21 protein-coding genes are annotated in these 26438 nt (G+C 58.6%); 7 read left to right on the plus strand and 14 right to left on the minus strand.

All coding sequences use genetic code 11. From position 1 onward, the window contains the following. Positions 1 to 1515, minus strand: a complete 1515-nt coding sequence (gene pap, locus ACA069_RS20430) for a polyphosphate:AMP phosphotransferase (RefSeq protein WP_187677744.1) — start codon at positions 1513 to 1515, stop codon at positions 1 to 3. A gap of 172 nt (positions 1516 to 1687) precedes the next feature. Between pap and mnmC the strand changes: the two genes are divergently transcribed. After that, positions 1688 to 3667 carry a bifunctional tRNA (5-methylaminomethyl-2-thiouridine)(34)-methyltransferase MnmC2/FAD-dependent 5-carboxymethylaminomethyl-2-thiouridine(34) oxidoreductase MnmC1 gene (gene mnmC / locus ACA069_RS20435; protein WP_497615106.1) on the plus strand — a complete coding sequence of 660 codons (1980 nt, stop codon included), beginning with the start codon at positions 1688 to 1690 and terminating at the stop codon, positions 3665 to 3667. Positions 3668 to 3671: 4 nt separating this feature from the next. Here the strand turns inward: mnmC and ACA069_RS20440 are convergent, their stop codons facing one another. Then, positions 3672 to 8507 carry an NEL-type E3 ubiquitin ligase domain-containing protein gene (locus ACA069_RS20440; RefSeq protein ID WP_497615107.1) on the minus strand — a complete coding sequence of 1612 codons (4836 nt, stop codon included), beginning with the start codon at positions 8505 to 8507 and terminating at the stop codon, positions 3672 to 3674. Positions 8508 to 8757: 250 nt separating this feature from the next. On the opposite strand from ACA069_RS20440, the gene ACA069_RS20445 reads away from it, so the two are divergent. The 5 genes from ACA069_RS20445 to ACA069_RS20465 all read left to right on the plus strand — a co-directional run bounded on the left by ACA069_RS20445 (position 8758) and on the right by ACA069_RS20465 (position 15646). Continuing rightward, positions 8758 to 10149: a dermonecrotic toxin domain-containing protein gene (locus tag ACA069_RS20445; protein WP_497615108.1), complete on the plus strand. Its 1392-nt coding sequence runs from the start codon at positions 8758 to 8760 to the stop codon at positions 10147 to 10149. 221 nt (positions 10150 to 10370) lie between these two features. Further along, positions 10371 to 12143, plus strand: a complete 1773-nt coding sequence (locus ACA069_RS20450; RefSeq protein WP_401271010.1) for an N-acetylglutaminylglutamine amidotransferase — start codon at positions 10371 to 10373, stop codon at positions 12141 to 12143. A 3-nt stretch (positions 12144 to 12146) separates the two neighbouring features. After that, a complete protein-coding gene (gene ngg / locus ACA069_RS20455) occupies positions 12147 to 13895 on the plus strand; it encodes an N-acetylglutaminylglutamine synthetase (protein ID WP_489879028.1) in 1749 nt (582 codons plus the stop codon). Between the two features lie 162 nt (positions 13896 to 14057). Next, positions 14058 to 15248, plus strand: a complete 1191-nt coding sequence (locus ACA069_RS20460) for an osmoprotectant NAGGN system M42 family peptidase (RefSeq protein WP_187677750.1) — start codon at positions 14058 to 14060, stop codon at positions 15246 to 15248. A 170-nt stretch (positions 15249 to 15418) separates the two neighbouring features. Beyond that, the gene (locus ACA069_RS20465; protein WP_003192759.1) at positions 15419 to 15646 is read left to right on the plus strand and encodes a YheU family protein; all 228 of its coding nucleotides are present in this window, start codon (positions 15419 to 15421) and stop codon (positions 15644 to 15646) included. Positions 15647 to 15651: 5 nt separating this feature from the next. Here the strand turns inward: ACA069_RS20465 and csrA are convergent, their stop codons facing one another. From csrA to ACA069_RS20480, 3 genes are all read right to left on the minus strand, one after another. After that, positions 15652 to 15837, minus strand: a complete 186-nt coding sequence (csrA, locus tag ACA069_RS20470) for a carbon storage regulator CsrA (RefSeq protein ID WP_077574041.1) — start codon at positions 15835 to 15837, stop codon at positions 15652 to 15654. A gap of 147 nt (positions 15838 to 15984) precedes the next feature. Beyond that, positions 15985 to 16317, minus strand: coding sequence for a YnfA family protein (locus ACA069_RS20475; RefSeq protein WP_003226957.1), 333 nt, complete (start codon positions 16315 to 16317; stop codon positions 15985 to 15987). Positions 16318 to 16380: 63 nt separating this feature from the next. Continuing rightward, complete coding sequence (locus ACA069_RS20480) at positions 16381 to 17196, minus strand: SDR family oxidoreductase (protein WP_489879027.1); 816 nt, start codon at positions 17194 to 17196, stop codon at positions 16381 to 16383. Between the two features lie 322 nt (positions 17197 to 17518). Between ACA069_RS20480 and ACA069_RS20485 the strand changes: the two genes are divergently transcribed. Continuing rightward, positions 17519 to 17677 carry a DUF3309 family protein gene (locus tag ACA069_RS20485; protein ID WP_169432680.1) on the plus strand — a complete coding sequence of 53 codons (159 nt, stop codon included), beginning with the start codon at positions 17519 to 17521 and terminating at the stop codon, positions 17675 to 17677. A gap of 74 nt (positions 17678 to 17751) precedes the next feature. Here the strand turns inward: ACA069_RS20485 and ACA069_RS20490 are convergent, their stop codons facing one another. The 9 genes from ACA069_RS20490 to ACA069_RS20530 form a co-directional block, all read right to left on the minus strand. Continuing rightward, entirely contained in the window at positions 17752 to 19845 is a 2094-nt protein-coding gene (locus ACA069_RS20490) for an LTA synthase family protein (protein ID WP_497615109.1), read from the minus strand. 316 nt (positions 19846 to 20161) lie between these two features. Continuing rightward, the gene (locus ACA069_RS20495) at positions 20162 to 20767 is read right to left on the minus strand and encodes an START domain-containing protein (protein WP_187677753.1); all 606 of its coding nucleotides are present in this window, start codon (positions 20765 to 20767) and stop codon (positions 20162 to 20164) included. A gap of 41 nt (positions 20768 to 20808) precedes the next feature. Further along, positions 20809 to 21063, minus strand: coding sequence for a YkgJ family cysteine cluster protein (locus ACA069_RS20500; protein WP_187677754.1), 255 nt, complete (start codon positions 21061 to 21063; stop codon positions 20809 to 20811). A 166-nt stretch (positions 21064 to 21229) separates the two neighbouring features. Continuing rightward, positions 21230 to 21709 (minus strand): translation initiation factor 2, encoded by a 480-nt coding sequence (locus tag ACA069_RS20505; RefSeq protein ID WP_489879025.1) that lies wholly within the window; start codon positions 21707 to 21709, stop codon positions 21230 to 21232. Positions 21710 to 21787: 78 nt separating this feature from the next. Then, positions 21788 to 23227: an aminotransferase-like domain-containing protein gene (locus tag ACA069_RS20510; RefSeq protein ID WP_187677756.1), complete on the minus strand. Its 1440-nt coding sequence runs from the start codon at positions 23225 to 23227 to the stop codon at positions 21788 to 21790. Positions 23228 to 23428: 201 nt separating this feature from the next. Beyond that, the gene (locus tag ACA069_RS20515) at positions 23429 to 24241 is read right to left on the minus strand and encodes an OmpA family protein (RefSeq protein ID WP_305439095.1); all 813 of its coding nucleotides are present in this window, start codon (positions 24239 to 24241) and stop codon (positions 23429 to 23431) included. Beyond that, entirely contained in the window at positions 24238 to 24594 is a 357-nt protein-coding gene (locus ACA069_RS20520; protein ID WP_489879024.1) for a DUF4398 domain-containing protein, read from the minus strand. Before ACA069_RS20520 ends, ACA069_RS20515 begins: the two co-directional genes overlap by 4 nt. Before the next feature lie 9 nt (positions 24595 to 24603). Then, complete coding sequence (locus ACA069_RS20525; protein ID WP_401272144.1) at positions 24604 to 25425, minus strand: substrate-binding periplasmic protein; 822 nt, start codon at positions 25423 to 25425, stop codon at positions 24604 to 24606. 81 nt (positions 25426 to 25506) lie between these two features. Then, positions 25507 to 26436 carry an electron transfer flavoprotein subunit alpha/FixB family protein gene (locus ACA069_RS20530; RefSeq protein WP_187677760.1) on the minus strand — a complete coding sequence of 310 codons (930 nt, stop codon included), beginning with the start codon at positions 26434 to 26436 and terminating at the stop codon, positions 25507 to 25509. Between the last annotated feature and the right edge of the window lie 2 nt (positions 26437 to 26438).

The following is a 26438-nucleotide window of genomic DNA, read 5'->3' on the forward strand; positions in this document are numbered from 1 at the left end:
TCAGTCCTTGTGCTTTTTGGCCTTCTTGTCGGACTTCTCGAAAGCCTCTTCCAGCGCGAGGTTGATCGTGCGCAACACCTTGACCCGCGCCCAGCGTTTGTCGTTGGCCTCGACCAATGTCCACGGAGAAATCTCGGTGCTGGTGCGGTCGACCATGTCGCCCACGGCAGCACGGTAGGCGTCCCACTTGTCGCGGTTGCGCCAGTCGTCTTCGGTGATTTTGAAGCGTTTGAACGGAATTTCTTCGCGCGCCTGAAAGCGCTCCATCTGCGTGTCCTTGTCGATGGCCAGCCAGAACTTGACCACGATCACCCCGGCGTCAGCGATCTGCTCTTCATAATCATTGATTTCACTGTAGGCGCGCAGCCAGTCGGCCGGGCTGCAAAAGCCTTCGATGCGCTCCACCAGCACCCGGCCATACCACGAGCGGTCGAACACGGTGAACTTGCCCCGCGCCGGCAGATGCCGCCAGAAGCGCCACAAATACGGCTGCGCCCGCTCCTCTTCGGTCGGCGCGGCAATCGGCACGATGCTGTACTGGCGTGGATCAAGCGCCGCCGCCACCCGGCGAATCGCCCCGCCCTTGCCCGCCGCATCATTCCCCTCAAACACGGCAACCAAGGCGTGGCGGCGCATGCGTTTATCGCGCATCAACCCCGACAGTCGCGCCTGCTCGGTGATCAGTTGCTCTTCGTAGTCTTTCTTCTCCAGGCGCTGAGTCAGGTCGAGGCTGTCAAGCAGGTTCAACTGATCGACCGCCGTGCCCAACGGTGCGGCGTTGACTTCCTCGGCGTGCACATCCGGGCGCTTCAGGGCGTTTTGCAGGCCCTCAAGGAGAATCTTGCCGACCGCCAGACTGCGGTAGTTGGCGTCCATACCTTCAATGACGTGCCACGGTGCGTAGTCGCGACTGGTGCGGCGCAGCACGCGCTCGCCGTATTTGACGAACTTGTCGTAGGTTTGCGATTGCTGCCAGTCCAGCGGGCTGATGCGCCAGCTGTGCAGCGGGTCATCGGCGAGAGACTTGAGCCGCGCTTTCATCTGCTTCTTGGACAGGTGAAACCAGAACTTGAAGATCAGCGCGCCTTCATCGCAGAGCATTTTTTCCAGGCGTTCGGCGGCGTTGATCGCCTGATCCAGGCGCGGATCCTTGAATAAACCGTGCACCCGCCCCTGCAGCATCTGGCTGTACCAGTTACCGAAGAAAACCCCCATACGCCCCTTGGCCGGCAGCATCCGCCAATAGCGCCACGCCGGTGGGTGCGCCAGCTCTTCATCAGTCTGCTGGTCGAAGGTGCGCACCTCAATCAGGCGCGGGTCCATCCACTCGTTGAGCAGCTTGACCGTCTCGCCCTTGCCCGCACCTTCGATGCCGTTGATCAAAATGATCACCGGGAAACGCTTTTGCTGCTGCAATTCGAACTGGGCTTCCAGCAACGCCTCACGCAGCGCCGGGACGGCGGCCTCGTAAGTGTCTTTGTCGATGGCGTGACCGATTTCAGCGGATTCAAACATTGGACGGCTCCTTCCAGGGTTCAGCAAGACTAGCGGATTGGGCACGGACGAGGCACAGAAATTCCCGCGGGTGGCGGATTGTCCTCGGGTCATCGCGAGCAAGCCTTGCCATGGATCAAGCAGCGCCTGCGCGATCGGCTAGAATGGCCGCCTTGTCGTTGCCGAGCCTGCCATGAAACCTGTAATGCCCCACGCCCAACTCGACTGGGATGATCAGGGACGCCCGCGTTCGCGAGTGTTCGATGACGTGTATTTTTCCGACAAGTCGGGGCTGGATGAAACCCGTTATGTGTTCCTTGAACAGAACCGTTTGGCCGAGCGTTTTGCCGCGTTGCCGGAGAATGGGCGCCTGGTCATCGGTGAAACCGGGTTCGGCACCGGGCTGAATTTTCTCTGCGCCTGGCAACTGTTCGAGCAACACGCGGTGGCGGGTTCCAGGCTGCATTTTGTCAGTGTCGAAAAGTACCCGTTGAGCCCGGCCGACCTGCAACGCGCGTTGGCCTTGTGGCCAGAACTCAAACCGCTGGCCGATCAGTTGCTCAAGCATTACGTGGCCATTCATCAAGGCTTCCAACGCATCACGCTGGCCGACGGTCGTGTGACGTTGACGCTGCTGATCGGCGATGCCCTGGAACAATTACCACAGCTGGATGCACAGATCGATGCGTGGTTCCTCGACGGTTTTGCCCCGGCAAAAAACCCGGACATGTGGACCGCCGAGCTGTTCGTCGAACTGGCCCGACTGGCGGCCCCCGGCTCGACCATCAGTACCTTCACCAGCACCGGTTGGGTGCGGCGCTTGCTTAACACTGCCGGGTTCAAGATGAAACGCACGCCGGGCATCGGCCACAAGTGGGAAATCCTGCGTGGCGAGTTCCTCGGCTGGCCGCAGGAAGTGCCACCACCAGCCCCCGAGAAACCCTGGTTCGCGCGCCCTGCTCCTCTGACCGGTGAGCGCCGGGCGCTGGTGATTGGCGCAGGTCTGGCGGGCTGCGCCACGGCGGCCAGCCTTGCAGCCCGCGGCTGGCAGGTGAGTTTGCTCGAACGCCACGACGCCGTGGCGCAAGAAGCCTCGGGCAACCCGCAAGGTGTGCTGTATCTGAAACTGTCGGCCCATGGCACCGCACTATCGCAACTGATCGTCAGCGGCTTCGGTTACACCCGCCGCCTGCTCGAAAGTCTGCAACGCGGTACCGACTGGGACGATTGCGGCGTGCTGCAACTGGCGTTCAATGCCAAGGAAGCCGAACGCCACGCTCAACTGGCAGAAGCCTTCCCGACAGACCTGTTGCAGTGGCTCGACCAGCCTCAAGCGCAGGCCCGCGCCGGCGTGGGTCTGGAGCATGGTGGTTTGTACTATCCCGAAGGGGGTTGGGTGCATCCACCCGCGCTGTGTCAGGCACAGGCCATGCAACCGAACATCGAATTGCTCAGCCATCGCGAAGTGCTGGAACTGCGCAAGGTGGATGATCAATGGCAAGCCTTCGACGGCGACCGTTTGCTCGCCAGCGCTCCCGTCGTGGTGCTGGCCGGTGCTGCCGAGATCAAACGTTTCGCGCAAAGCGCCGAGTTACCGCTCAAGCGTATTCGCGGACAGATCACACGCCTGGCGCAGACGGAACAAAGCCAGGCACTGGCCACAGTGGTGTGCGCTGAAGGCTACGTCGCACCCGCACGACTGGGTGAACACACCCTCGGCGCCAGTTTCGATTTCAACAGCGACGACCTGACCCCGACCACCGCCGAACACCTGGGCAATCTGGCGATGCTCGAAGAGATTTCCAGCGACCTCGTCTCACGCCTGATCATCAGTGAACAGGATGTTGAGAGCCTGCTGGGCCGCGCGGCTTTCCGCTGCACAAGCCCGGACTACCTGCCGATCGTCGGCCCCCTCGCCGACCGTGCCGCGTTCACTCACGCGTACGCGGCGCTGAGCAAGGATGCCCGACAAGTGCCGGACATCGCCTGCCCTTGGCTCGACGGTCTATACGTCAACAGCGGCCATGGCTCGCGCGGTCTGATCACCGCGCCACTGTCCGGCGAACTGCTCGCGGCCTGGTTGAACGATGAGCCGTTGCCACTACCAAGAAGCGTTGCCGAGGCCTGTCACCCCAATCGTTTCGCCTTACGTCAGCTGATACGCGGCAAGTAAAGCTTCAATCACCGGGCATCGCACAGATGCCCAAGTCCATCAGCCGTATCGCATCGTTGGTCAGGCGGGTGACCACTGTTTCTTCGGCCTCCTCGCGTTTGAGTTTGATCGCATCCATCTGGTTCAGGTAATCCCCGGTGGTCAGCTTGGTCGCCTGATCAAAAACCGCATCGATTTGCGATGCGAACGTTTGCTCAATGCTGTTGAACGATCGCGGAAACGTGCGCTTGAGGTACTCGCACCAGAATGGCTGACGCAGCATGAATGTCAGCCATTCGGAGGACAGTTCAGCGGTATTGACCGCATTTTTTGCCGTAGCCAGATCCGCTTCGGTCACCCCGCCCAACACGGCAAACCGCATATGCCGAGGCTGCCCCGGCAGATCAAGGTCATCGGCAAGGCCCGTACGATACGCAAGGCTCACCTCAAGCGGATCGGCAGTCGGGTTCTTGCGCACATGCTCTTGGGCGATGTGGTCCAGTTTGTCCAGCCGGAACAGGCCCCTGCCCAGTTGGAGCAAAGGCTTCGCACTGGTGGTTCGGCCGCCGGCGAGGCTGGTCACCCTGTCGACTTCCACGGCGACTTCAATATGGCTGAAATTCATCGCCGCCGTATCCGTACAGTTGATCGGGTTGGCGGCCAGATTGAGCACTTGCTCGCATAACTCTGCGTCGGATTCCGCGGCTTCAAGGATCGCCCAAACCCGGCGATGCATGTCATCGCTGACCTTTTCAGAGTCGGCCGTATTGCCGACCTCCGCCAGCAAATGAAACAGGCCCTCGGCCCGTGGATCGTCCTTGAAGGCTGTCCAGATCCGGTTACGCCGGCCCCAGTCCTCTCCGGCTCCGTCCTTAAACCACAGTGAGCGCGCCTGCTGTTCATCGAGTCGAGCGATATCGTCTTCCAGATAGCCCATGCCGATACCGACGTTGTTTCGATAATCGGCCAGATGAGTGGCGCTGGTGCTCGACAAGGGATTACCGCGCAGGTTGACGGCCTGACTGAAACGTTTCGATGTTTTGAACAGCCAGTTCGGCAGCTCCTTGATGTCGTTGTTGCGCAGATCCACCCAGTCCAGATAAGGCAGGCGTGCAAGGCCTTTGGGTAATTCGGTGGCACCCGTCTCACGCAAGGACAGGGAGTGCAGGTCAAACATCTTGCTCACGTCCGGGGTCGCGCCCAACGGGTTACTGCTCAGGTTCAAGTTGCACATTGTGCGTATGTTGCTCAGCTTCACCAGAGACTGTTCGGTCAGCTTGATCTGGTTACCCGCCAGACTCAACCGGGCGAGATTGGGCATGTGCGACAGAATCTCGGGCAGCCGCGTGAGTTTATTGTTGTCGAGTTGCAGGGACTCGACCTTTTTGAATGACTTGAGGAAATAAACGAGATCATCGCCCTGCGCCATGTTTTTCATCGACAACTGTTGAATATGATCGAAGTTCAACTCCGGCGGTAACGTGGGCAATGCCCCCACCCGCATTCCGTCGAGATTCAGCACACAGACCGATTGGCCACTTTCATCGGTCGCCAGAAACAGCCGCCGAAACCCGTCTTCAATCAGCCCTGCCGTCAACTTGCGGCTGTACCACTCTTCACGCAAGTCACCGCCCAGCGCCCTCATCGCAGCTATGTCCTCACTCCAGACGTCCAGCACCTCACGCAATTGCAGCAGTTCATGGCGCAGACCTTTGACCCGGGCCGCGCGTGTCAACGGGTCGTCGCCCAACTGATCGATAAGCTCGATTGCCTGCGCTTGGGAGAAACGTGGATAGAGTTTTCTCACCTTGCGGATCAGTGCTCGCGGATGCGTGGTCGCCGTCGCTGCATGGTCAGCTTGAAAACAGCCGAGTTCAGCGCTCAGCGGTGCAAACTCGCCGCCGGCCAATAGCTGGGCACTGGTCTCACGCTCATCCAGCGCAACGTTGAGTAATTTGCTGCGCAGCCGCGCACTGTCGGCGTCCACAGGATCGGCGAAGCCGGCGGCGATGCGCTGGCGCGGAGGGAGTGCCTTGAGGATCGCGGCATAAAGGCTGTCGGGACCTGCTGCGGTAATCCCGAGGGATTTACCGTCCCCGCCAAACGCTTCGTAGCCGTTGCTGGATTTGACCAGCGTGCAGGTGTTCAGGGGTGTCGCCGATTCATTACCGATGGCTTCCAATATCGGCCCGGTCAGTGTCTTGTCACGCACCGACAGGCGCAGTTCAGCGTCCCATCCACTCAAACGAGGCAGCAACTGGATGGCCAGTTTTTCACAGTCGGCATTGGCGATCTGCGGTACGTGAAACCCGCTTAGCGCGCGATCGAGTCGCACTTGGGCGCTAGCTTCGCGGGCTTTTTGCGCCAGCCGCAAGGGCACCCGCCCGGTGGAGCGCAAATGCAAACGATCAACACTCGACGCCTGATCAATCAGGCGTTGCGCATAGCGCGCGGGAATATCGGCGAACACGCTACGCAGCTTCTTCACCTCGTCCGCATCACTCTGGTCATGTCGCTGGTACATTCGCTCAAAAACCGCGCGACGATCAGCCTTGAACGCCGCCCCCAGTTTTTTCGCCAACGCTGGCCTTTGCGACTCAGGGCTGACCCTGGCTCCCAGCAACGTATCGACCTCGTGCTGAAACAGGCCATCGATTACCGTCTGGAGCAACTGCCCCTCCTCCAGTTGATCCTGGCTGACAGCCACGCTGAGTTCTTCATCGAGGAGGGTGGTCGTAGGATAGGTTGCAGTGATTGTGCCTTCGGGATCACTGACTGCGATGTAGCGATCAGTAGGCCAGCCCGGCAGTTTCGGCAGGCCGTGCAACTGCTCCGGCAGTGGCTGGCCAGCGTGGGTTTCGCCGCTTTGCAGTTCGATGATGAATTGGCGTAACTGACGCTCGATCCGCAAGCGCTCCACGGTGTCGCGTAACCGGGCAGGCAAGACCAGGTTGTCAGTAAAGGCGCGCTGCAATTCATCGTGCGGGATGTTGCTGATTCGGCGAATCATCTCCAGATCCGTATCCCCGAACTCGCTCAGATGCGGATCAATGCGTTTGAGGGTATAGGGCGCGCTTTTCCACTTTTCGACATCTTCAGCCGCCAGGCGCCAGCCACCCTCGATGTGCCGTTCAAGCTCGGCGGCATAGGCTTGAGGGCGCTCAGGATGGTCAAGACGCCAGACCCGACTGACTGGATCGATGCTTCCGGAAAATATCCGATGGTCAACCCGAGCCACGGTTTTGTCCCGGATCTGATAGAGCTCCTCGGAGCCATCCGCCACCGTAAATCCCGATGGAAGCTGATGCTCATACGTCCTCAGATCGGGCTTCCACAGGCGTGGTTGGCCGGTCGGGTCGAGAATCGCGGTGAACTGGTCGAAAAACTCCGGATGGGCACGAACCAGTTTGCTTCCCAACGCACCGACCGCCTTCTGCGCACCGGCGAAAACGCCCATCAGCAGAATATTTTCGACCACGCTGAGCACATGTGACAAAGCCTCCTGCTGATCGCCCCGACGCCAGTCTTCGACCCCTTCGTACACCTCCGCCAACAGTTGCCCGAGCGCGACCCCCATCATCAATTGGCCGACTACCGGAACGAAAAAACCTGCCACCGTCGCAATCGTCACACCCAGTTCGAGAAAATCGAGAAAGCGTTTCTGACGCACCTCTTCATCAACATCGGCGGTCGGCACGGCGAGCTTGCGAGCGTCGATCTGCATCTTGCCGACGTGACTTTGCACCATGAACTCGAACAGTGGCACGGTGATCGGCAACTGCCGGATGTGGCCCAGATCAGCTTTATCGGCGAAGGTTTTGAAGAAGTCGGCCTTGTCATCTTCGTCAAGACTGTTGGCGAAATAGTCCTTGTAGCTTTTCACATTCAATTTCTGCGTGAGGTACTGCTTGAATGCGTTGAAACTGTCGTACTCGTACAAAGGCCTTTGCGGCTCGTTGGCCATGTACACCAGGCACCATTCGTCCGGGTACAACTCGAACGACCGGACGGAAAACACCACAACACCCCAGACGCAACTGTCGAGCACCTCAATGCCCTGCATGAGCAGTGCACGCTTCTTGTAATGCAGGGTTTTCGACGAGACCTCGCCATCAGCGGCAATCAGCCTCTGGATCGTTTGCAGGCCTTGCGGCGTGATGTGCTGCCTTAGCCCGGCCAAATGCATATCCAGTTGCAGCAGGTGTTTTTTCAGCGTCGCGATATCGCGAGTCATCGGGCTGGTCGCAACCACTTTGCCGTCGCTGTCGGCCAGGCCGAACACCTGCTGGAAATGTTCCTGGTAGCGTTTACCCAGATCCAGTTCGCGACAGAATCTGGCGAACGATGCCGGGGTCAACCCGGCCACGCCTGAGGGTGCGCCATGCACCTGGATCAAACTGCCGACAGGATAATTGTCGGCCTCTTCGTCCTCGCTGAAGTTCTGCATCGCCGCGTGCAGCAATGTTTGTGAAGCGTGCGCAAAGGTTTCAATACCTTGGGCGTCGGTTGAGGTCGGCAGGCAACCGCAATCGATCCCCGGCAGACTCAACAGATCCTTCTCGACATTGAAGCTCGCCGACCACTTGCGACTCAACGCCTTGGTCAATTCGGCAATGCAGAAGCTTTTCAGGGGTTTGAGCAGCAGTAGATCCTTCTCGACCTTGAGCTGAGCGGCGTGCAGGTCGCGCGCGGTCTGGTCGAGTGCGGCCAAAGTGGCGACCGAACTCTTGAGCAGCCTATCGGGCAGGTTTTTTTGCAGCGCCTCGGCGCTGTCCAGGTCGCCTGTGGCTTCGAACAAGGCGCTGAGTACTTCATTTTGAGTCAATGCGCGCGGTGCGGATTTATCCTGTGTGGTGTTCATCGGCAATAGTCCTTTATTGCAGGATTGAACTTCAACCTTATCCACATTCACTACAAATTAAAACATATAGCCCTAACTAATTTAAATTACATTACAGCAAACACACCTCACCAAAGACCGTGCGGTATATATTTATATTAAACATTCAAATACTAACGCAAAGCACACAAGAAACCATTCAATAAAAGAACTTTTTTATCACGACAGCCGAACATAACATGGCATCTCATATAAAAAAGAGACTTCCAGTATGACTTCACCTACAAATAACCCGCCCGCCACGATATCGGACGCTGACGCCATCGGGAACATCTTCGATGTCGTCAAAGATCAGGACAAGGCAACTGCCGTGCAACGATTCATCACCCACGGCATGGCAAAAGACGACCCCACGAGGCTGGCCGGTTTTCGCGCAACGCTCGATGAAGCGCTGCCCTACCAGGATTATATTGATGAGTTGGCAGGCAAACTGGAAACACTGGAGAATTTCTGCAGACGCGAACTTCGCCATGAACTCAAGCAAACCTATGGGACACGCTTCAGCGTCAACGACAGCATCAGGCTCAAGCCTGAAAACACTACGGATGTTGCGTCCTATACCTACACCCTGCTGCAGGCGGCGATGTTGAATTTCACCGACGAAGAAGCGGCTCCCGGTTATTTCTCGAACGACAGCGAGATTTTGGACATTCTTGGCCAGGCAACAGGCGACGCCCCTGACGCGATCAAGGTATCCGCACAAGCGTTTGCTACTCTGAGTCGCAAACTGGATCTGGGAGGTCAATACCAGAAACACATCGCCAGAACGTTTAAAGTTTCAACTATTGAATTGATCGGCACGCGCCTGCACAAATTCAACATGAAACTCAGCGCCTATGAAAAGTATTTCAAAAATCCCGTTTTTCCTCTGCACCGGCTTTTCACCCTGTTGGATCTGACCAATGGAAACGGAGATATTTTCTATGGTGCCAATTTTAATAACGGCAAAATAGAACTGCAGTCGATACAGTTATTTGGCAAGTACACCACCGATGCAATTCTGATCACATGCCGCCGGCCTGACCCGTCGCGAAAAGACCATTGCATCGTGTACTTCCCCAACGATACGGGTGACGGCTTCTACACAGACGATAGCGAAGACCAGTCAAAATATCGATTCGCCATTAACTTCCTTGCAAATAACGAATTCCAAACACTCATCTTCTCCCAACTTACCAATACCGAACAAAATGAAATAAAGGCAAAGGACCTGACTAACATTTCGGCTGTCAACGACATAACGTTTATCCCGCTAAAGAAAGGGCTGTGCAAACATCTCTTCGACCGCTATCTGGATAAGTTGTCCGCAGATGCCAGGGACATTGCCGTGCCACTCGCCAATGTCAACGAGCCCGCCTACGCCAACAGGCGCGACGTTCATACCTTGGGTAAGAGCGAGCGACTTTCCACCAGCCCGACCCATAATTTCAGCAGCCGCTTGCGCACTTACGCCACAGATGAATTGCTGGGCTCCGTGTTCGCCGGTCTGGGCAGTTGGACCGCCATCGAGAAGTACAATGCCCTGTCACGCCTGCTGGATCTGAAAAAACGATTGTCCTCGCCTGATACCGATCGCGAGGGTTTGCAGGTGGACGCCGACTGACAACCCGCTACAAAACCATCGTCGATCAAACCCTTCAGTTATCAGCAAACAGCGAAGGGTCAACGCCCGCTTATTCCGGAGCGCGGATAGATACAACAACGGCCTTATAACTTATCGTTCTAAAACTCCACTTACCGGGGCGGGTCAGTTTCTGAGTGCCTGCCCTTTTTGGCGAGGCATGGCTTGACCCCCTCCCCAACGGAAAAACCGGTAAGGATTTTATGTGCGGATTAGCTGGCGAGTTACGTTTTGATCAACAACCTGCAGACCTTGCAGCCATTGAGCGAATCACCCATCACCTGGCCCCTCGCGGCCCTGACGCGTGGGGCTTCCACGCCCAAGGGCCGATTGCCCTGGGCCATCGTCGCCTGAAAATCATGGACCTGTCGGACGGCTCGGCGCAGCCGATGATCGACAGCCAGTTGGGCCTGTCACTGGCCTTCAACGGCGCGATCTACAACTTCCCGGAGCTGCGTGCCGAACTTGAAGCACTGGGCTACGCCTTCTATTCCGGCGGCGACACCGAAGTGCTGCTCAAGGGTTATCACGCCTGGGGCGAAGCGCTGCTGCCAAAACTCAACGGCATGTTTGCATTCGCCATCTGGGAGCGCGATGCGCAGCGTCTGTTCATCGCCCGTGACCGTCTCGGCGTGAAGCCGCTGTACCTGTCACGTACCGGCCAGCGTTTGCGTTTTGCCTCGGCCCTGCCGGCGCTGCTCAAGGGTGGCGACATCAACCCGATCCTCGATCCCGTCGCGCTCAACCATTACCTGAACTTCCACGCCGTGGTGCCTGCGCCACGCACGCTGTTGGCTGGCATCGAGAAACTGCCGCCAGCGACCTGGATGCGCGTTGAAGCGGACGGGACCACCGAGCAGAAAACCTGGTGGACCCTGCCCTACGGCCCACACGAGGACGAGAAAAACCTGCAGCTCGAAGACTGGGTCGACCGCGTACTCGACAGCACCCGCGAAGCCGTGGCAATTCGTCAACGTGCGGCAGTGGATGTTGGCGTGCTGCTGTCGGGCGGTGTCGACTCGAGCATGCTCGTCGGTCTGTTGCGTGAAGTCGGTGTAGAAAATCTGTCGACCTTCTCTATCGGTTTCCAGGATGCCGGTGGCGAGCGCGGCGACGAATTTCAGTATTCCGACCTGATCGCCAAACACTACGGCACTCAGCATCACCAACTGCGCATCGACGAGAAAGAGATCATCGAACAACTGCCCGCCGCATTCCGCGCGATGAGCGAGCCGATGGTCAGCCACGACTGCATCGCTTTCTATCTGTTGTCTCGCGAAGTGGCCAAGCATTGCAAAGTGGTGCAGAGCGGCCAAGGCGCAGATGAACTGTTCGCCGGTTATCACTGGTACCCGCAAGTGGACGGCGCGGCCGATCCTTACGCGGCATACCGCGAAGCGTTTTTCGACCGCAGCTATGACGACTACGCCGCCACCGTGCAACCGAAATGGCTGACCGCCAATGACGCCGCCGGTGACTACGTGAAAGAGCATTTCGCCCAACCCGGCGCCGATGCTGCGGTGGACAAGGCCCTGCGTCTGGACAGCACCGTGATGCTGGTAGACGACCCGGTCAAACGCGTCGACAACATGACCATGGCCTGGGGCCTGGAGGCGCGCACGCCGTTTCTCGACTATCGACTGGTCGAACTGTCGGCGCGGGTTCCCGGCAAATTCAAGCTGCCCGATGGCGGCAAACAAGTGCTGAAAGAAGCGGCGCGACGGGTCATTCCAAGCGAAGTGATCGACCGCAAGAAAGGCTACTTCCCGGTGCCCGGCCTCAAACATTTGCAAGGCGACACCTTGAACTGGGTGCGCGAACTGCTGCTCGATCCAAGCCAGGATCGCGGCCTGTTCAACCCGGCCATGCTCGATAAATTACTGACTGATCCGCAAGGCCAACTGACGCCGTTGCGCGGTTCGAAACTGTGGCAACTCGCGGCCCTGAACCTGTGGCTCAGTGAACAAGGAATCTGATTGATGAAACCCCACGCCACGGCCATTAACCAACGCCTGATACGCGGCCAGACGCCGTCGTATGAGCGTTTGCAGGCGCGCCTGGCCGAAGACGGCAGCGAACTCGCAACTGCGCCGATTGCGGTGCATTGCGGCTGGGGCCGGTTGCTGATCGGCCACACTTTTCCCGACCCGGCAACACTGGCCCGAGAGCTGCTCAACGAGCAGCCCGGCGAGCGTGACATTGCCCTGTACGTCGCCGCACCGCAGCAGATTCTCGGCCTCGAACCGACGCAATTGTTTCTCGACCCGTCCGACACCCTGCGCCTGTGGTTCAGCGACTATCGCCAGGCCACCCGCGTGTTTCGCGGCTTTCGTATTCGTCGTGCACAAAGCGAAGCAGACTGGCAGGCAATCAATCACCTGTATCAGGCGCGCGGCATGCTGCCGATCGATCCGGCGCTGCTCACCCCGCATCATCAGGGCGGCCCGGTTTACTGGCTGGCCGAGGATGAAGACAGCGGCGCGGTGATCGGCAGCGTCATGGGCCTGAATCACCACAAGGCCTTCAACGATCCGGAAAACGGCAGCAGCCTCTGGTGCCTTGCGGTGGACCCGCAGTGCTCGCGCCCCGGTGTCGGCGAAGTGCTGGTGCGCCACTTGATCGAGCACTTCATGAGTCGCGGCTTGAGCTATCTCGATCTGTCGGTGTTGCACGACAACCGTCAGGCGAAAAACCTCTACGCCAAACTCGGTTTCCGCAACCTCTCGACCTTCGCGATCAAGCGCAAGAACGGCATCAACCAGACGCTGTTCCTGGGTCCCGGGCCGGAAGCCAATTTCAATCCCTATGCGCGGATCATCGTCGAAGAAGCCCATCGCCGTGGTATCGACGTGCAAGTGGATGACGCCGAGGCCGGACTGTTCACGCTCAGCCATGGCGGGCGCCGCGTGCGTTGCCGCGAATCGTTGAGCGATCTGACCAGCGCAATCAGCATGAGTCTGTGTCAGGACAAAAGCCTGACCCACAAAGTGTTGAAGGCTGCCGGACTGAAGCTGCCCTCGCAGCAATTGGCGGGCAACGCCGATGACAATTTAGAGTTTCTCGATGAGCATCAGCGGGTGGTGGTCAAGCCGCTCGATGGTGAACAGGGTCAAGGCGTGGCAGTGGATTTGCAGAGCATCGAGGAGGTGCAGCAGGCCATCGAAGCGGCCAAGCAATTCGATAGCCGAGTGCTGTTGGAAAGCTTCCACGAAGGTCTGGATCTGCGGATTCTGGTGATCGGTTTTGAAGTGGTGGCGGCGGCGATTCGTCGTCCGGCGGAAGTGATCGGTGATGGTCAGCATTCGATTGGTGCGCTGATCGAAGCCCAGAGCCGACGCCGGCAAGCGGCCACAGGCGGCGAGAGCAAAATCCCGCTGGATCACGAAACCCAGCGCACCTTGCATGCGGCCGGTTACGACTACAGCAGCATCTTGCCGGCGGGCGAGCATTTGTTTGTGCGGCGCACGGCGAATCTGCACACCGGTGGCACGCTGGAGGATGTCACGGCGATTCTGCATCCGACCCTGATCGATGCCGCCGTGCGGGCGGCGCGGGCGCTGGATATTCCGATGGTCGGCCTCGACCTGATGGTGCCGGCGGCAGATCAACCGGAGTACGTGTTTATCGAAGCCAACGAACGGGCCGGTCTGGCCAACCATGAACCGCAACCGACAGCCGAGCGGTTTGTCGATTTGTTGTTTCCGCACAGCAAGCCGGCAGTTTCTTGATCATGTGGTGCATCTACTGACGCCTTCGCGAGCAAGCTCGCTCCCACATTTGAAATGCGGTCCCCTGTGGGAGCGAGCCTGCTCGCGAAGGGGCCGCCTCAGGCGCTACAAATTTTTCTCCTCATCGAAACCATCGATGTGCTCAACCCATCAGGAGTTTCCATGACCACGCAAATCCCCGAACCGGATCTCAACTACCTGCAAAAAGTCCTGCTGGAAATGCTCGCCATTCCCAGCCCCACCGGGTTCACCGACACCATCGTGCGTTACGTCGCCGAGCGTCTGGAAGAACTCGGTATCCCTTTCGAAATGACCCGGCGCGGCACCATTCGCGCGACGCTCAAGGGTCGAAAAAACAGCCCCGACCGCGCCGTTTCCGCGCATCTGGACACCATTGGCGCTGCTGTCCGGGCGGTCAAAGACAACGGTCGCCTGACCCTTGCACCGGTCGGCTGCTGGTCGAGCCGTTTTGCCGAGGGCAGTCGCGTCAGCCTGTTCACCGACAACGGCGTGATTCGCGGCAGTGTGTTGCCCCTCATGGCTTCCGGGCATGCGTTCAATACCGCGGTGGACGAGATGCCGATCAGTTGGGATCACGTCGAACTGCGCCTGGACGCCTACTGCGCAACCAAGGCCGATTGCGACTCGCTGGGTATCAGCGTCGGTGATGTGGTGGCGTTTGATCCGCTGCCGGAATTCACCGAAAGCGGCCATATCAGCGCCCGTCACCTCGATGACAAGGCTGGCGTCGCCGCGTTGCTGGCGGCACTCAAAGCCATCGTCGATAGCGGTCAGGAACTGATGATCGACTGCCACCCGCTGTTCACCATCACCGAGGAAACCGGCAGCGGTGCGGCGGCGGCTTTGCCGTGGGACGTCAGCGAGTTCGTTGGCATCGACATTGCGCCGGTCGCGCCGGGGCAGCATTCCAGTGAACACGCGGTGAGTGTGGCGATGCAGGATTCCGGCGGCCCATACGACTATCACCTGTCGCGCCACCTGCTGCGTTTGGCCGGTGAAAACGAACTGCCGGTGCGCCGCGACCTTTTCCGCTACTACTTCAGCGATGCGCATTCGGCGGTGACTGCCGGCCACGACATCCGCACTGCCCTGCTCGCCTTTGGCTGCGATGCGACCCATGGTTATGAGCGCACGCACATCGACAGTCTGGCGGCGCTCAGTCGCTTGCTCGGGGCTTACATCCTGAGTCCGCCGGTATTTGCCAGCGACGCGGCGCCGGCCAATGCATCGCTGGACCGCTTCAGCCATCAGATCGAGCACGACACGCAGATGGAGAGCGAAACGCGAGTGCCGCCAGTGGACAGTCTGGTGGGGCAGCGTTCCGACAGTTAAATCATTGTTGGCAGAACCATCGCCTTCGCGAGCAGGCTCGCTCCTACAGGGAAACGCATTCCAAATGTGGGAGCGAGCCTGCTCGCGAAGGGGCCAGATCAGGCAACACAAAACTGGCAGGCAACCATCAATCGCCGTAGCATCCCGCCATTGATTCAGCCGAGGTGCCCATGCTCATCCCTTACGACGCTCTTGAAGTCGACACCCTCACCCGCCTCATCGAAGATTTCGTCACACGCGACGGCACCGATAACGGCGACGACACGCCGCTGGAAACCCGCGTATTGCGCGTACGCCAGGCACTGACCAAGGGCCAGGCGCTGATTGTCTTCGACCCGGAAAGCGAACAGTGCCAGTTGATGCTCAAGCACGACGTGCCCAAGCATCTGTTTGACTGAAATCCTCAGCGAACCTTTTGCGTAGCCTGTTTGCGCTGGATCCGCTCGTAGACCTCCGCACGATGCACATTGACTTTCTGTGGCGCCTCGACGCCGAAGCGCACGCTGGAACCGTTCACTGACAGAACGCGCAAGGTGATGTCATCACCGATTGAAATCAACTCACCAACGACACGGCTGAGTACAAGCATGAGATTCGTCCTTCAGGGTTAGCGAACCCTGAAGATGCGCGGCTTGCGGCGGCTCTACAATGCGTTGCGGGCAAATCAGTAATGCCCTACAGCGTCAGGCGCGCTGACCTTCAGACATTTCCCGCAAATCGTTAAACAGCCCTCGCCTCAAGCGGCGGAAAAGCGTGGGCCGAACAGAATCACGCTGGCACCGATCACGCACAACGCCACGCCGATCCAGTCCGAACCCAATGGACGAACTCGCTCGACCACGGCCAGCCAACCAATCGAAGCCACGATGTAGATCCCGCCATAAGCGGCATAGGCGCGACCGGCGTAGGCCGCTTCGACGCGCGTCAACAACAGCGCGAACAGGGTCAGACTGAGCAGCGCCGGGATCACCCACAGGGCACTTTTGCCCTGACGCAGCCACATGAAGAAAGCAAAACAACCGGCGATTTCAAACAGCGCCGCAAGGAAGAACCACAAATAATTGAGCATTGACGCGTCTCGACAGGGTGACCATTGCGGCCACCCTAACCACGCCGCACTTCAGGGGCAAGTTCAGCCGTTGCTCTGTTTGGCCTTGGCGCGCATTTTCTCGGCCATGGACGTCATTTCGTTGTAAAGCAGTTGCGGGTTCTTCTGCTTGATCGCCCAAGCCATACGGCCCTGTTCGTGGGGCAGGATCATGAACTCGCCGGCCGCCACTTGCTGGTAGATGTAGTCGGCTATGTCCGCTGCGCTGATCGGTGAACTCTCCAGCAACTTGCCGACCTGGGCTTTCATCGCCGGAGTCGGGCCACGGAAAGAATCGAGCAGATTGGTCTGGAAGAATGACGGGCACACCACATGCACGCCGACTTCCTGCTGCGCGAGTTCGATCAACAGACTCTCCGACAAGGCCACCACGCCCGCCTTGGCCACGTTGTAGTTGCTCATCGCCGGACCCTGCATCAACGCGGCCATGGAGGCGATGTTGATAATCTTGCCTTTGCTTTGTTCAAGCAATGGCAGGAACGCTTTGCAGCCCTTGACCACGCCCATCAGGTTGATCGCGATCTGCCAGTCCCAGTCTTCCAGCGACAGTTCGCTGAAGAACCCGCCAGAGGCCACGCCAGCATTGTTGACGATGATGTCGATGCCGCCGAGTTTCTCTTCGCAGGCCTGGGCGAACGCAGTGAGCTGGCTGTAATCACGCACATCGCAACGCTGAATAAACCCGTCGCCGCCCGCCTCGCGCACCATCTTCAGGGTTTCTTGCAGGCCGGGCTCGCTGACGTCGGACAAGGCCAGTTGCCAGCCTTCACGCGCCCAGCGCAGCGCGATTTCGCGACCTAAACCTGAGCCCGCGCCAGTGATCATCATGCGATTTTGCATAGCAGACAGCCTTGTTGTTCCGGGGAAGATGCGCGGAGTGTAGCGAAGGTTCGGCGCGCGCCCACGCTCCATCAAGTTGCTGAATGGAGGATCAAAAGATCGCAACCTTCGGCAGCTTCTACACTGATTTCTGTAGGCGCTGCCGAAGGCTGCGAGCTTTTGATCTTTTGCTTTAAAGGAAATAAGGACGCAATCCAAATACATTAAAAAAACATTGAATTTTCTTTCATTCGCACCGGTCGGAATTTATAAGCTGCCTGGAATTACTTAGTCTCCAGTCGCCCTTGAACACCAAGACTTCTCGAACACTTTCAACAAGGAAATAGACATGGGCACAATTCTTATCATTATCCTGATCCTGTTGCTGATCGGTGGTCTGCCAGTCTTCCCACACTCCAGAAGTTGGGGTTACGGTCCATCGGGCATTATCGGCGTGGTGTTGGTCGTGCTGCTGGTGCTATTGCTACTCGGTCGGATATAACGATTCAAGCGTAAAAAAAGAGGCCCTTTTCAGGGCCTCTTTTTTATTGCGCGCAGCTTTCTTTTACAGATCGATCAGTCCGGCTTGCCGTGGATCACACCAGCGGTGTTATCCATCAGGCTCTTGGTCGCCGTTTGCAGGAACGCCTCGAGTTTGAGTTTCAACTCGGCAGTGCGCGGTGCATTCGGAACGACCTCGGCGTGCGGATTGGCTCCCAGTTGGTACTGCCACATCTTCGGACCCATGTCCTTGTCTCTCGGCAGCACCAGAATCTGGTCGGCAGTAACGATCGCGGTGGTCTGCTCGCTGCCCGACGGCTTGATCACACCAAAACCGGTGTCGCCTTCCGGCAGGTTGAGCAGGTCACGACCCCAGCACTGATGGCGCACTTCACCACCCAGACGCCCCATGATGGTCGGCACGATGTCGATCTGCGTGCCCACGGTGTGGTCACGGGTACCGAACTTCTCCTGGATGCCCGGTGCGATCATCAGCATCGGCACGTTGAAGCGGCCCAGGTCCATTTCAGTGATCTGACGCTCGTTACCGAAACCGTGGTCGCCGACGACTACGAACAGGGTCTCTTTGAAGTACGGTTCCTTGCGGGCCTTCTCGAAGAACTGACCCAACGCCCAGTCGGCGTAACGCATGGCGGTCAAATGCTCGTTGAGCGAGCCACGATCGGTCACGCGCTCGACCGGCAATGGCGTCGGCAAGGCGTACGGCGTGTGGTTGGACAGGGTTTGCAGCAGCGCGTAGAACGGCTTGCCGTTTTCCCGCGCCTTGAGCTCCTGCAGACCACGGTCAAACATGTCCTGGTCGGACACGCCCCAGGTCGGATCGGAGAACACCGGGTTGACGAAGTCATTACGGCCAACGAAGTTGGTCATGCCCTGGTTGCTGAAGAAGCCCGACTGGTTGTCCCAAGCGAAGTCGCCGTTGTAGACGTACACATCGTCGTAATTACGGGCGCTGAGCACCTGCGGCAGGCCAGACAGCTTGTGGCTGCCTTCCGGAGTCTGCATCAGGTATTCGAAGCCCGGCAGGTTCGGGAAGCAGGCCATGGTCGCGAACATGCCCTGGTGGGTATGCGTACCGTTGGAGAAAAAACGGTCGAACAGCAGGCCTTCCTTGGACAGCTTGTCCAGGTAAGGCGTGATGTTGCCCGGAGCGCCCAAGGCGCCAACCGAGTGACCGGCCATGCTTTCCATCAGGATCACAACGACGTTCTTGATCGGCAGGGTCTTGTCGGTCGGCGGCGTGTAATCACGGCGCACGGCGGCAATATCGGCTTCGACCAGTTTTTCGTCCGGCATCACCAGCATGTCGCGTACGATTTTCTGCGCCTGCTCTTGCGGCAGCGTGGCTTTCCAGATGTTGTCGCGATCCTCGCCCATGCGGGACTTGGCGGCCTCGATCAGCGACAGCGTGGCGTTCAGGCCGAGCTGGTTGGCGAAGTTGGAATCGGTGGTGTAGACATCACCCCAGCGCATCGGCGGACCTTGGCGCAGAGTGCCACGGGCCGCGACAACGCAGATCAGCAGGCAAACCACGAACACCGCAAGGCGCGTATACCACGGCGCCACTTGGCGAGTGCTGACGCTGCCACCGCTGAATGGCCCGCGTGGACGCGTGGCACGGTCGGCGCCTTTGAACGCCAGAGTCAGGATCACCGTGCCGATGACCCAGGCCAGCAGATAGCGCACCACCGGGAAACCGTACCAGAGCATGCTCATCACGGTTTTCGGGTCTTCCTTCACGTACTGGAACACCAGGCCGTTGAGGCGCTGGTGAAACTCGCGGTAGAAGTCCATCTCCATCAGGCCGAGGAACAGCGCGATGCTCGAGGCAACGGTCAGCCACAGACGGAAGAAACCGCGCGCTGCCATGGCCCGCGCACTGAACAGTGACAGCACCAGCGGAATGCAGAGGTAGACCACCAGGCGCAGGTCGAAACGCAGGCCGTTGGCGAAGGCTTCGAGGAACGTCGAAGCCGGGGTATCGAGGATCATCTCGCGGTTGTAGACCAGCAGCGCGAGGCGCAGCACGGAAAACATCACCATCATGACCAGCGCACAAAGCAGCGTGTAGGCCAGATGCGATTTGACGGTCGGTTGCAGCAGGCGACTGGAAGATCGCTGCTGATTCAGGGCGTCCGGGTTTGCCATGTCGTTTTAGGACCCATTGGAAGTTGAAGTTGCAAAAATACAGCGGCGCCATGCCCTCTATTGGTCATTCCCGACCCTGGGGCGTGCGCGGTGCGCAAATGTTGCACGATCACCCGCGCCATTGCCATTGATTACTACCACGCCGCTGGACACTCTCATTTAATGCCGCAGCAGACAGGTACAGCATGCAAACAGCGCGGGCGAATTGTCTTGAACGCATTGTGAAAATTTCGTTCAACGCATATCTGGAAACACAATAAAGCTCCAAAACAAAACGCCCCGAATTGTTCGGGGCGTTTTACTGCAAGCGCGGCGATTACTTCTCGGCACGTTCTTTCAGAGCTTTAAGGGTGTTGAACGGGGCGTCGACGACAAACTTGTTGGCAATCATCGACGGCACACTGCCGCCTGGCTCGGTGTGCACCTGGTAGGTCACTTCGACCTGATCGCCCTTGGGCACGAACTTCCAGAAACCCTCGACCTTGACCACGCGGACAAAACCTTTCTCTTCAGGAATGTACTTCGGTACGCCTTCAAGGTTGCGAGTCAGGCTGCCATCGGCGCCCTCAACAGTGGTGATGCGCAGCACCGAATCACGCGGGGTGACTGGCCAAGGCGTGTTGAACTGGCTGTAAGTCCAGCTCTGATCGCCCTCGTGCTTGAGCAGTTTCTGGGTCTTGCACTCGTGAATCCAAGCGCAGGCACCGGAGACGTCTTCCTGCAGTGCGCGCAGTTTGGCGATGGTGGTCTTCATCAGGGCGACGCCCTGATAGGACTTGTAGTCCGAACCCGGCACCTCACTCAGGGAAACCTTGATGCCGTCCTCGTTCTTGGCGACCTTCCAGTCTTCAGCCTGAGCGGCCGAAGTCGCCAGCACGGCAGTCAAACCACACAACACAGCGATACGGTGCAGCGAACCCATAGTCTTATTCCTTATTGTTGAAGTTCCGTTCGTTTGACACATCACGCGGCCGTCATTTGCTCCCACCAGCCGATCAACCTGATCGCCTCTTCCGAACTGCTGCCACACACCTCGACATCGGCAGCGAAGCCGGAACAGACCGCCGGGCGCTCTGGACGGCCGAAAATGCTGCACAGGTTTTCGACCGAGAGTTGCACGCAACGTTCGCCGGCAGGTTTGCCATCAGGCATGCCGGGAATCGCCGAGCTGATGGAAGGGGCAATGCAGCAAGCGCCACAGCCTTCACGGCATTTCATGACGAACAAGTCCTCGCAACGGGTAATGTGTAAAAAGAGACGCGGACAGGGTAACCGCTAAAACGGCTGTTTCAAATTCCCTGAACCGGGGTTTTTACGGATAAGTGAAAATGACTGACCAGTCTCCGACAAAGCGTCTGCTTCGCGGGTCACAGATGGGTGGCTTTTACTGTTTGAATTCGAAATCCAGCGCCGCGCCTTCCACGTCCCGGCGCTCATCGTTGCGCAACTGCAGCTGCATTTCGTTGCTGAGCAAACGGCCGTTGAGCTGGAATCCGCTGTTTTTCTCGCCAAACATCTGCGGCAGGATCGCTTCACGTTTGGGCAGCGGGACAGTGCCTTCAGGTTTCAACTCCTGGACCATGTCCCTGGGCAGACTCAGGTCCAATTTGGCTGGCGGCAATTTCGACTTTGCTATTTCACTGGCGGGTTTGGACTTGGAAGCCACCGGCTTGCGTTTCTTCACCGGCGCGGCTTTCTTGGGTTGCGCTTTTTTTACCGGGACGGCTTTTTTGTTCGCCGCCGGCTTTTGCGCCGGGGTCGTCGCTGCCGGTTTATCCTGAACCGCAGCCGCCATGACCTCTGGCGCATGACTGATCATCAGCGAAAAAATCACAATCCCGGCGGCAGAAAAAATCGCTTTCATGGACCCAACGACACTAACGGCAGAGGGCCATATGCTCGCTTGTTGAGCGCCACAAGACAAGCATCACCGGCCACTCGTTCAGAATCCGCCAGCCGTTTCCTGGCACAGTTGGGTTGCCAGCAGGCCCAGCGTCATCAACGCCCTCTCCGCCTCGCGGTTCCACGGAATGCCGCAGTTCAGGCGGATACAGTGGTTGAACTGCTCGGTATTACTGAAGATCAGGCCCGGTGCGATGCTGATGCCCTGCTGCAATGCGCGGACATGCAATTCCTGAGTATTGACCCGTCCCGGCAGACTCACCCACAGGATGAAACCGCCCGTGGGCCGGGACATCTGCGTGCCTTCGGGGAAGTACTGCTGCACCGCCAGCTGGAAAGCGCTGAGGTTTTTTCGGTATTCCTGGCGGATGTACCGTAAATGCCGGTCATAACCGCCGTTTTCCAGATAAGCGGCAATCGCCATCTGCGTCACGCTGCACGCCGAATGCGTGCTGAAGGTCTGCAAGCGCTGAATTTCCTGCTGATACTTGCCGGCGATCATCCAGCCGATGCGTACACCGGGCGACAGGGTTTTGGAGAAGCTTGAGCAGTAGATGACTCGGTCAAGCCGGTCGTAAGCCTTCAGCGCTTTGGTGCGGCCCTGTTCGAACATCAATTCGCCGTAGATATCGTCTTCGACGATCTGAATATCGAAATCCGAAGCCAGGCGCAGCAGTTGTTTCTGCCGCTCTTCAGGCATGGTGCCGCCCAGCGGATTGCTCAGGCGTGTGGTCAGCACAAGCGCCTTGATCGACCACTGATTGGCGGCCAGTTGCAGTGCTTCGAGGCTCATGCCGGTGGCAGGATCGCTGGGAATCTCGATGACTTTCAGGCCCAGCAGGTCGGCCAGTTGCAACAGTCCGTAATAGGTTGGTGACTCGGCGGCGATCAGGTCGCCCGGTCGGGTCAGCACGCGCAATGACATCTGCAAGGCATCGACACAACCGTGGGTGATCACGATTTCCGAGGGATCAACCACCACGCCGGCGTCGCGCATGCGGATCGCCACTTGCCGGCGAAGCGGTTCGAAGCCGGGGCTGAACATGTAGCTGAAGGCCCGTGGACTGTGGAAGCGAGTGACTTTGGCCAGTTGCTGATGCAGCGCGCGCACTGGCAGATAGTCAACGCTCGGTACGGCGGCGCCCAACGGGAACACACCTTCGCGGCGCGACTCGACCAGAACTTGTTGGATGATGCTGCTGCGCGTGACCAGACCAGGCCGTTCGACCCGGGCTATATCCGGCGTAGGCGCCGTCAGCGCCGGGGTCTGGTGCACGTAATAACCGGACTGTGGCCGCGCGCGAATCAGGCCCTGATCTTCGAGGTTGGCGTAAGCCTGCAACACCGTTGCATGGCTGACGTTGAGCTGCGAGCTCATCTTGCGCACCGATGGCACGCGTTCTCCCGGTTGGTAGACACCACGGCGGATGTCTTCGGCCAGTTGCTGAGCAATACGTTGGTAGAGCAAGAGATTGGTCATGACGCAGCACTCGATTTCACGGGCATTTTATTCTTGTGTGAAACAATACCGGAACAGTTTAGAAGTGTACTGGGACAGTTGTCACTCTAGTCGACCATACAGTGCAGTGTCTGCCACAACTGTATTGATTTGCGAGCTATTCGACAGACGTAAAAAAGCCCGGCGCTGCATGACAGCCCGGGCTTTCCAGAGACGCAACCCTTAACGGGCGGCGCCGAGCTGGCCTTTTTCGTCGGAGAAGACAATTTCCACCCGACGGTTCTGTGCGCGTCCACGCTCGGAAGCGTTGGCATCCACCGGGTATTCGTCGCCGTAACCTTCGACCTGAATGCGTTTGTCGTCGATGCCCAGGTCCATAAGCACATCGGCTACCGACTGCGCGCGGTCGCGGGACAGCTTGAGGTTTTCCTGTTTGCCGCCAGTGCTGTCGGCGTAACCCTCGATACGCACCACGCGTTTCGGATTCAATTGCAGGAACTGCACGATCTTCAGAACGACGCGGTTGGCCGAGTTTTTCAGCTCCGCTTCACCCGTATCGAACAGCACATCGCCAAGAGTCATCACCAAACCGCGATCAGTCTGCGTGGTGGCCAGAGCGACGATCTGTTCTTCAAGCCATTTGCCCTGCTGCTGAACGCTCAACAGTTTCGATTCGCGCAGCGCCAGTTGAAGGCGCTGACGCTCCAGTTCGAGTTTGGCTGCGCGCTCTTCATTGAGCACCTTATTGGTGTGTTCGCGAGCAATTTCGCTGTATCGCTGACTCAGGTAGGCGTAATGCACCACGTCCGAACCGCTGCCCCAATAAGTGGACAGGCGATCGGCACGGGCCAGGGATTCACCGGCGCGTATCACGTCCTTCGGCGCGATACGCAGCACGTTGGAATCTTCCTTGACCTTCTGGAAGTCGGCGCTGGCCTCTTGCAGAGCGGATTCGCTGTGTTGACCGGCGCAGCCATACAGGCTGGCGCAACCGGCGAGGATCACACCACCGAGAACTTTGGACTTGAGGCTCATTGGGCATCTCCCAGTTGCTTGCGCAGACGGGTGATGCGGGTGTTGAGCACGTTCAGTTGTGCTTCGCTCTTTTGCGTCAGCACTTTGGCTTCTGCCAGACGCGCGTCGAGTTCGGCCTGTTCGGCGCGCATGCGCGCGTTTCGGTAGGACTCATCGGCCATGTTGCCCTTGGCCCGGTTGTACTTGGTTTCGGCCAGTTTCATTTCCGGCACATCATCGGCGGTCGCGCCGACGGCCTTGGCCTGGGCGATGGTTTGTTCGGTCAGGCGCATTTGTTCATTGGGTGCCGGATCGGTCGCGCAACCGGCCATGGCCAGAACGGCCATCGCCGCGAAAAGAGGTCGAATACTCACTAAGAATCCCTACTGTTTTGGGGCACTGACAGGTTGTTGCGGCTGTTGCTGCTGCGCCTTCCAGCGCTCGATGTTGCGTTGCAGCGCGGTTTCCGTCAGTCCGGACGCGGGCAATTCTGTCATCTTTTTGGCCAACTGTCCGCGCAACCACGGATCGTTGCACGCCGAGTTATGAGAAACCGCCAGATACAGCCCCGGTCGATCAATGGGTTGCTCGAAGGCCAGCAAGTCATTGGCCATGCCCAACGCCTGCGCGGCGGCCATGCCCGAGTAACGTCCGGCGAGTACATATTCCACTTCACCCAGGAGCAATTTCTGAAAGGCCTGGGTGAGGTTTGCTGTCCGGGTAAGGGTCAATTGCTGATCGGCGAAGGTGCCAAATGCCTGGGTCATTCGAGACTTTTCCGACAAGCCACCGGAATGGCCGTGCAGGTCTTTGGCTTCGGTGTAGGCCAGAGTCGAGCCTTTACGTGTCCACACCAGGTAATCGTTTTCCAGCAGCGGCGGATGGATGTAGTCGAAGTTTTCCAGCTCGTTGAGGGTCAGTGGCGCATCGGCCAGCATATCCATACGGCCACTGCGCACTTCATCGAGGGCCTGGGATCGTTTGCCCGCGTAGAGCAACTCCACCTTGATACCCAGGTCTTTGGCCACTTGCTGCAACAGATCGGCACTGGCACCGATCAATTGCTTGGGATTCTGCGGATCCTGCCACAGGTACGGCGGCGCGTCCGGGCTGCCGGTGACGACGAGGCGCTCGCACTTGCCGGCGGCCGTTGCCAACCCAGGCAATAGGGCCAATCCCAATAACAATCCGCAGCGCAGATCCATGGCAAAACGCTCCCACTCAGAACCGAGACAAAAAAAAAGCCCGACCAAAAGGTCGGGCTCTTTATAAGTGAAGCCGCTGGATTAGACCAGCTTCTCCAGCTCAGGTACGGCTTCGAACAGATCCGCCACCAGACCGTAATCGGCCACCTGGAAGATCGGGGCTTCTTCGTCCTTGTTGATCGCAACGATCACTTTGGAGTCTTTCATCCCGGCCAAGTGCTGGATCGCGCCAGAGATACCGACCGCGATGTACAGCTGTGGCGCAACGATCTTGCCGGTCTGACCGACCTGCATGTCGTTCGGTACGAAACCTGCGTCGACCGCGGCGCGCGAAGCACCGACGGCAGCGCCCAGCTTGTCTGCCAGGGCGTACAGGTGTTTGAAGTTGTCGCCGTTTTGCATGCCGCGGCCGCCGGAAACGACGATCTTGGCAGCGGTCAGTTCTGGACGATCAGACTTGGCCAGTTCTTCGCCAACGAAGCTCGAAGTCCCAGCGTTGTGCGCGGCAGCAACCGCTTCAACGGCAGCCGAACCACCTTCAGCAGCAACCGGGTCGAAACCGGTGGCACGCACGGTGATCACTTTGATTGCAGCGGTCGATTGCACGGTAGCGATGGCGTTACCGGCGTAGATCGGGCGCTTGAAAGTATCAGCGCTCTCTACCGAGATGATCTCGGAGATCTGGTCAACGTCCAGCGCAGCGGCAACGCGCGGCAGGATGTTTTTGCCGTTGGAAGTGGCGGCAGCCAGGATGTGGCTGTAGCCAGCGCCGAGTTCGGCAACCAGAGGAGCAACGTTTTCCGGCAACTGATGCGCGTAAGCGGCGTTGTCAGCGTTCAGGACTTTGCTCACGCCCGCGATTTTCGCAGCGGCTTCAGCCACGGCGCCAGCGCCTTGGCCGGCAACCAGAACGTGGATGTCACCGCCGATTTTGGCAGCGGCAGCAACAGTGTTCAGCGTGGCCGGAGCCAGCACTTTGTTGTCGTGTTCGGCGATTACCAAGATAGTCATGA

This window comes from Pseudomonas sp. LBUM1652, assembly GCF_059716105.1.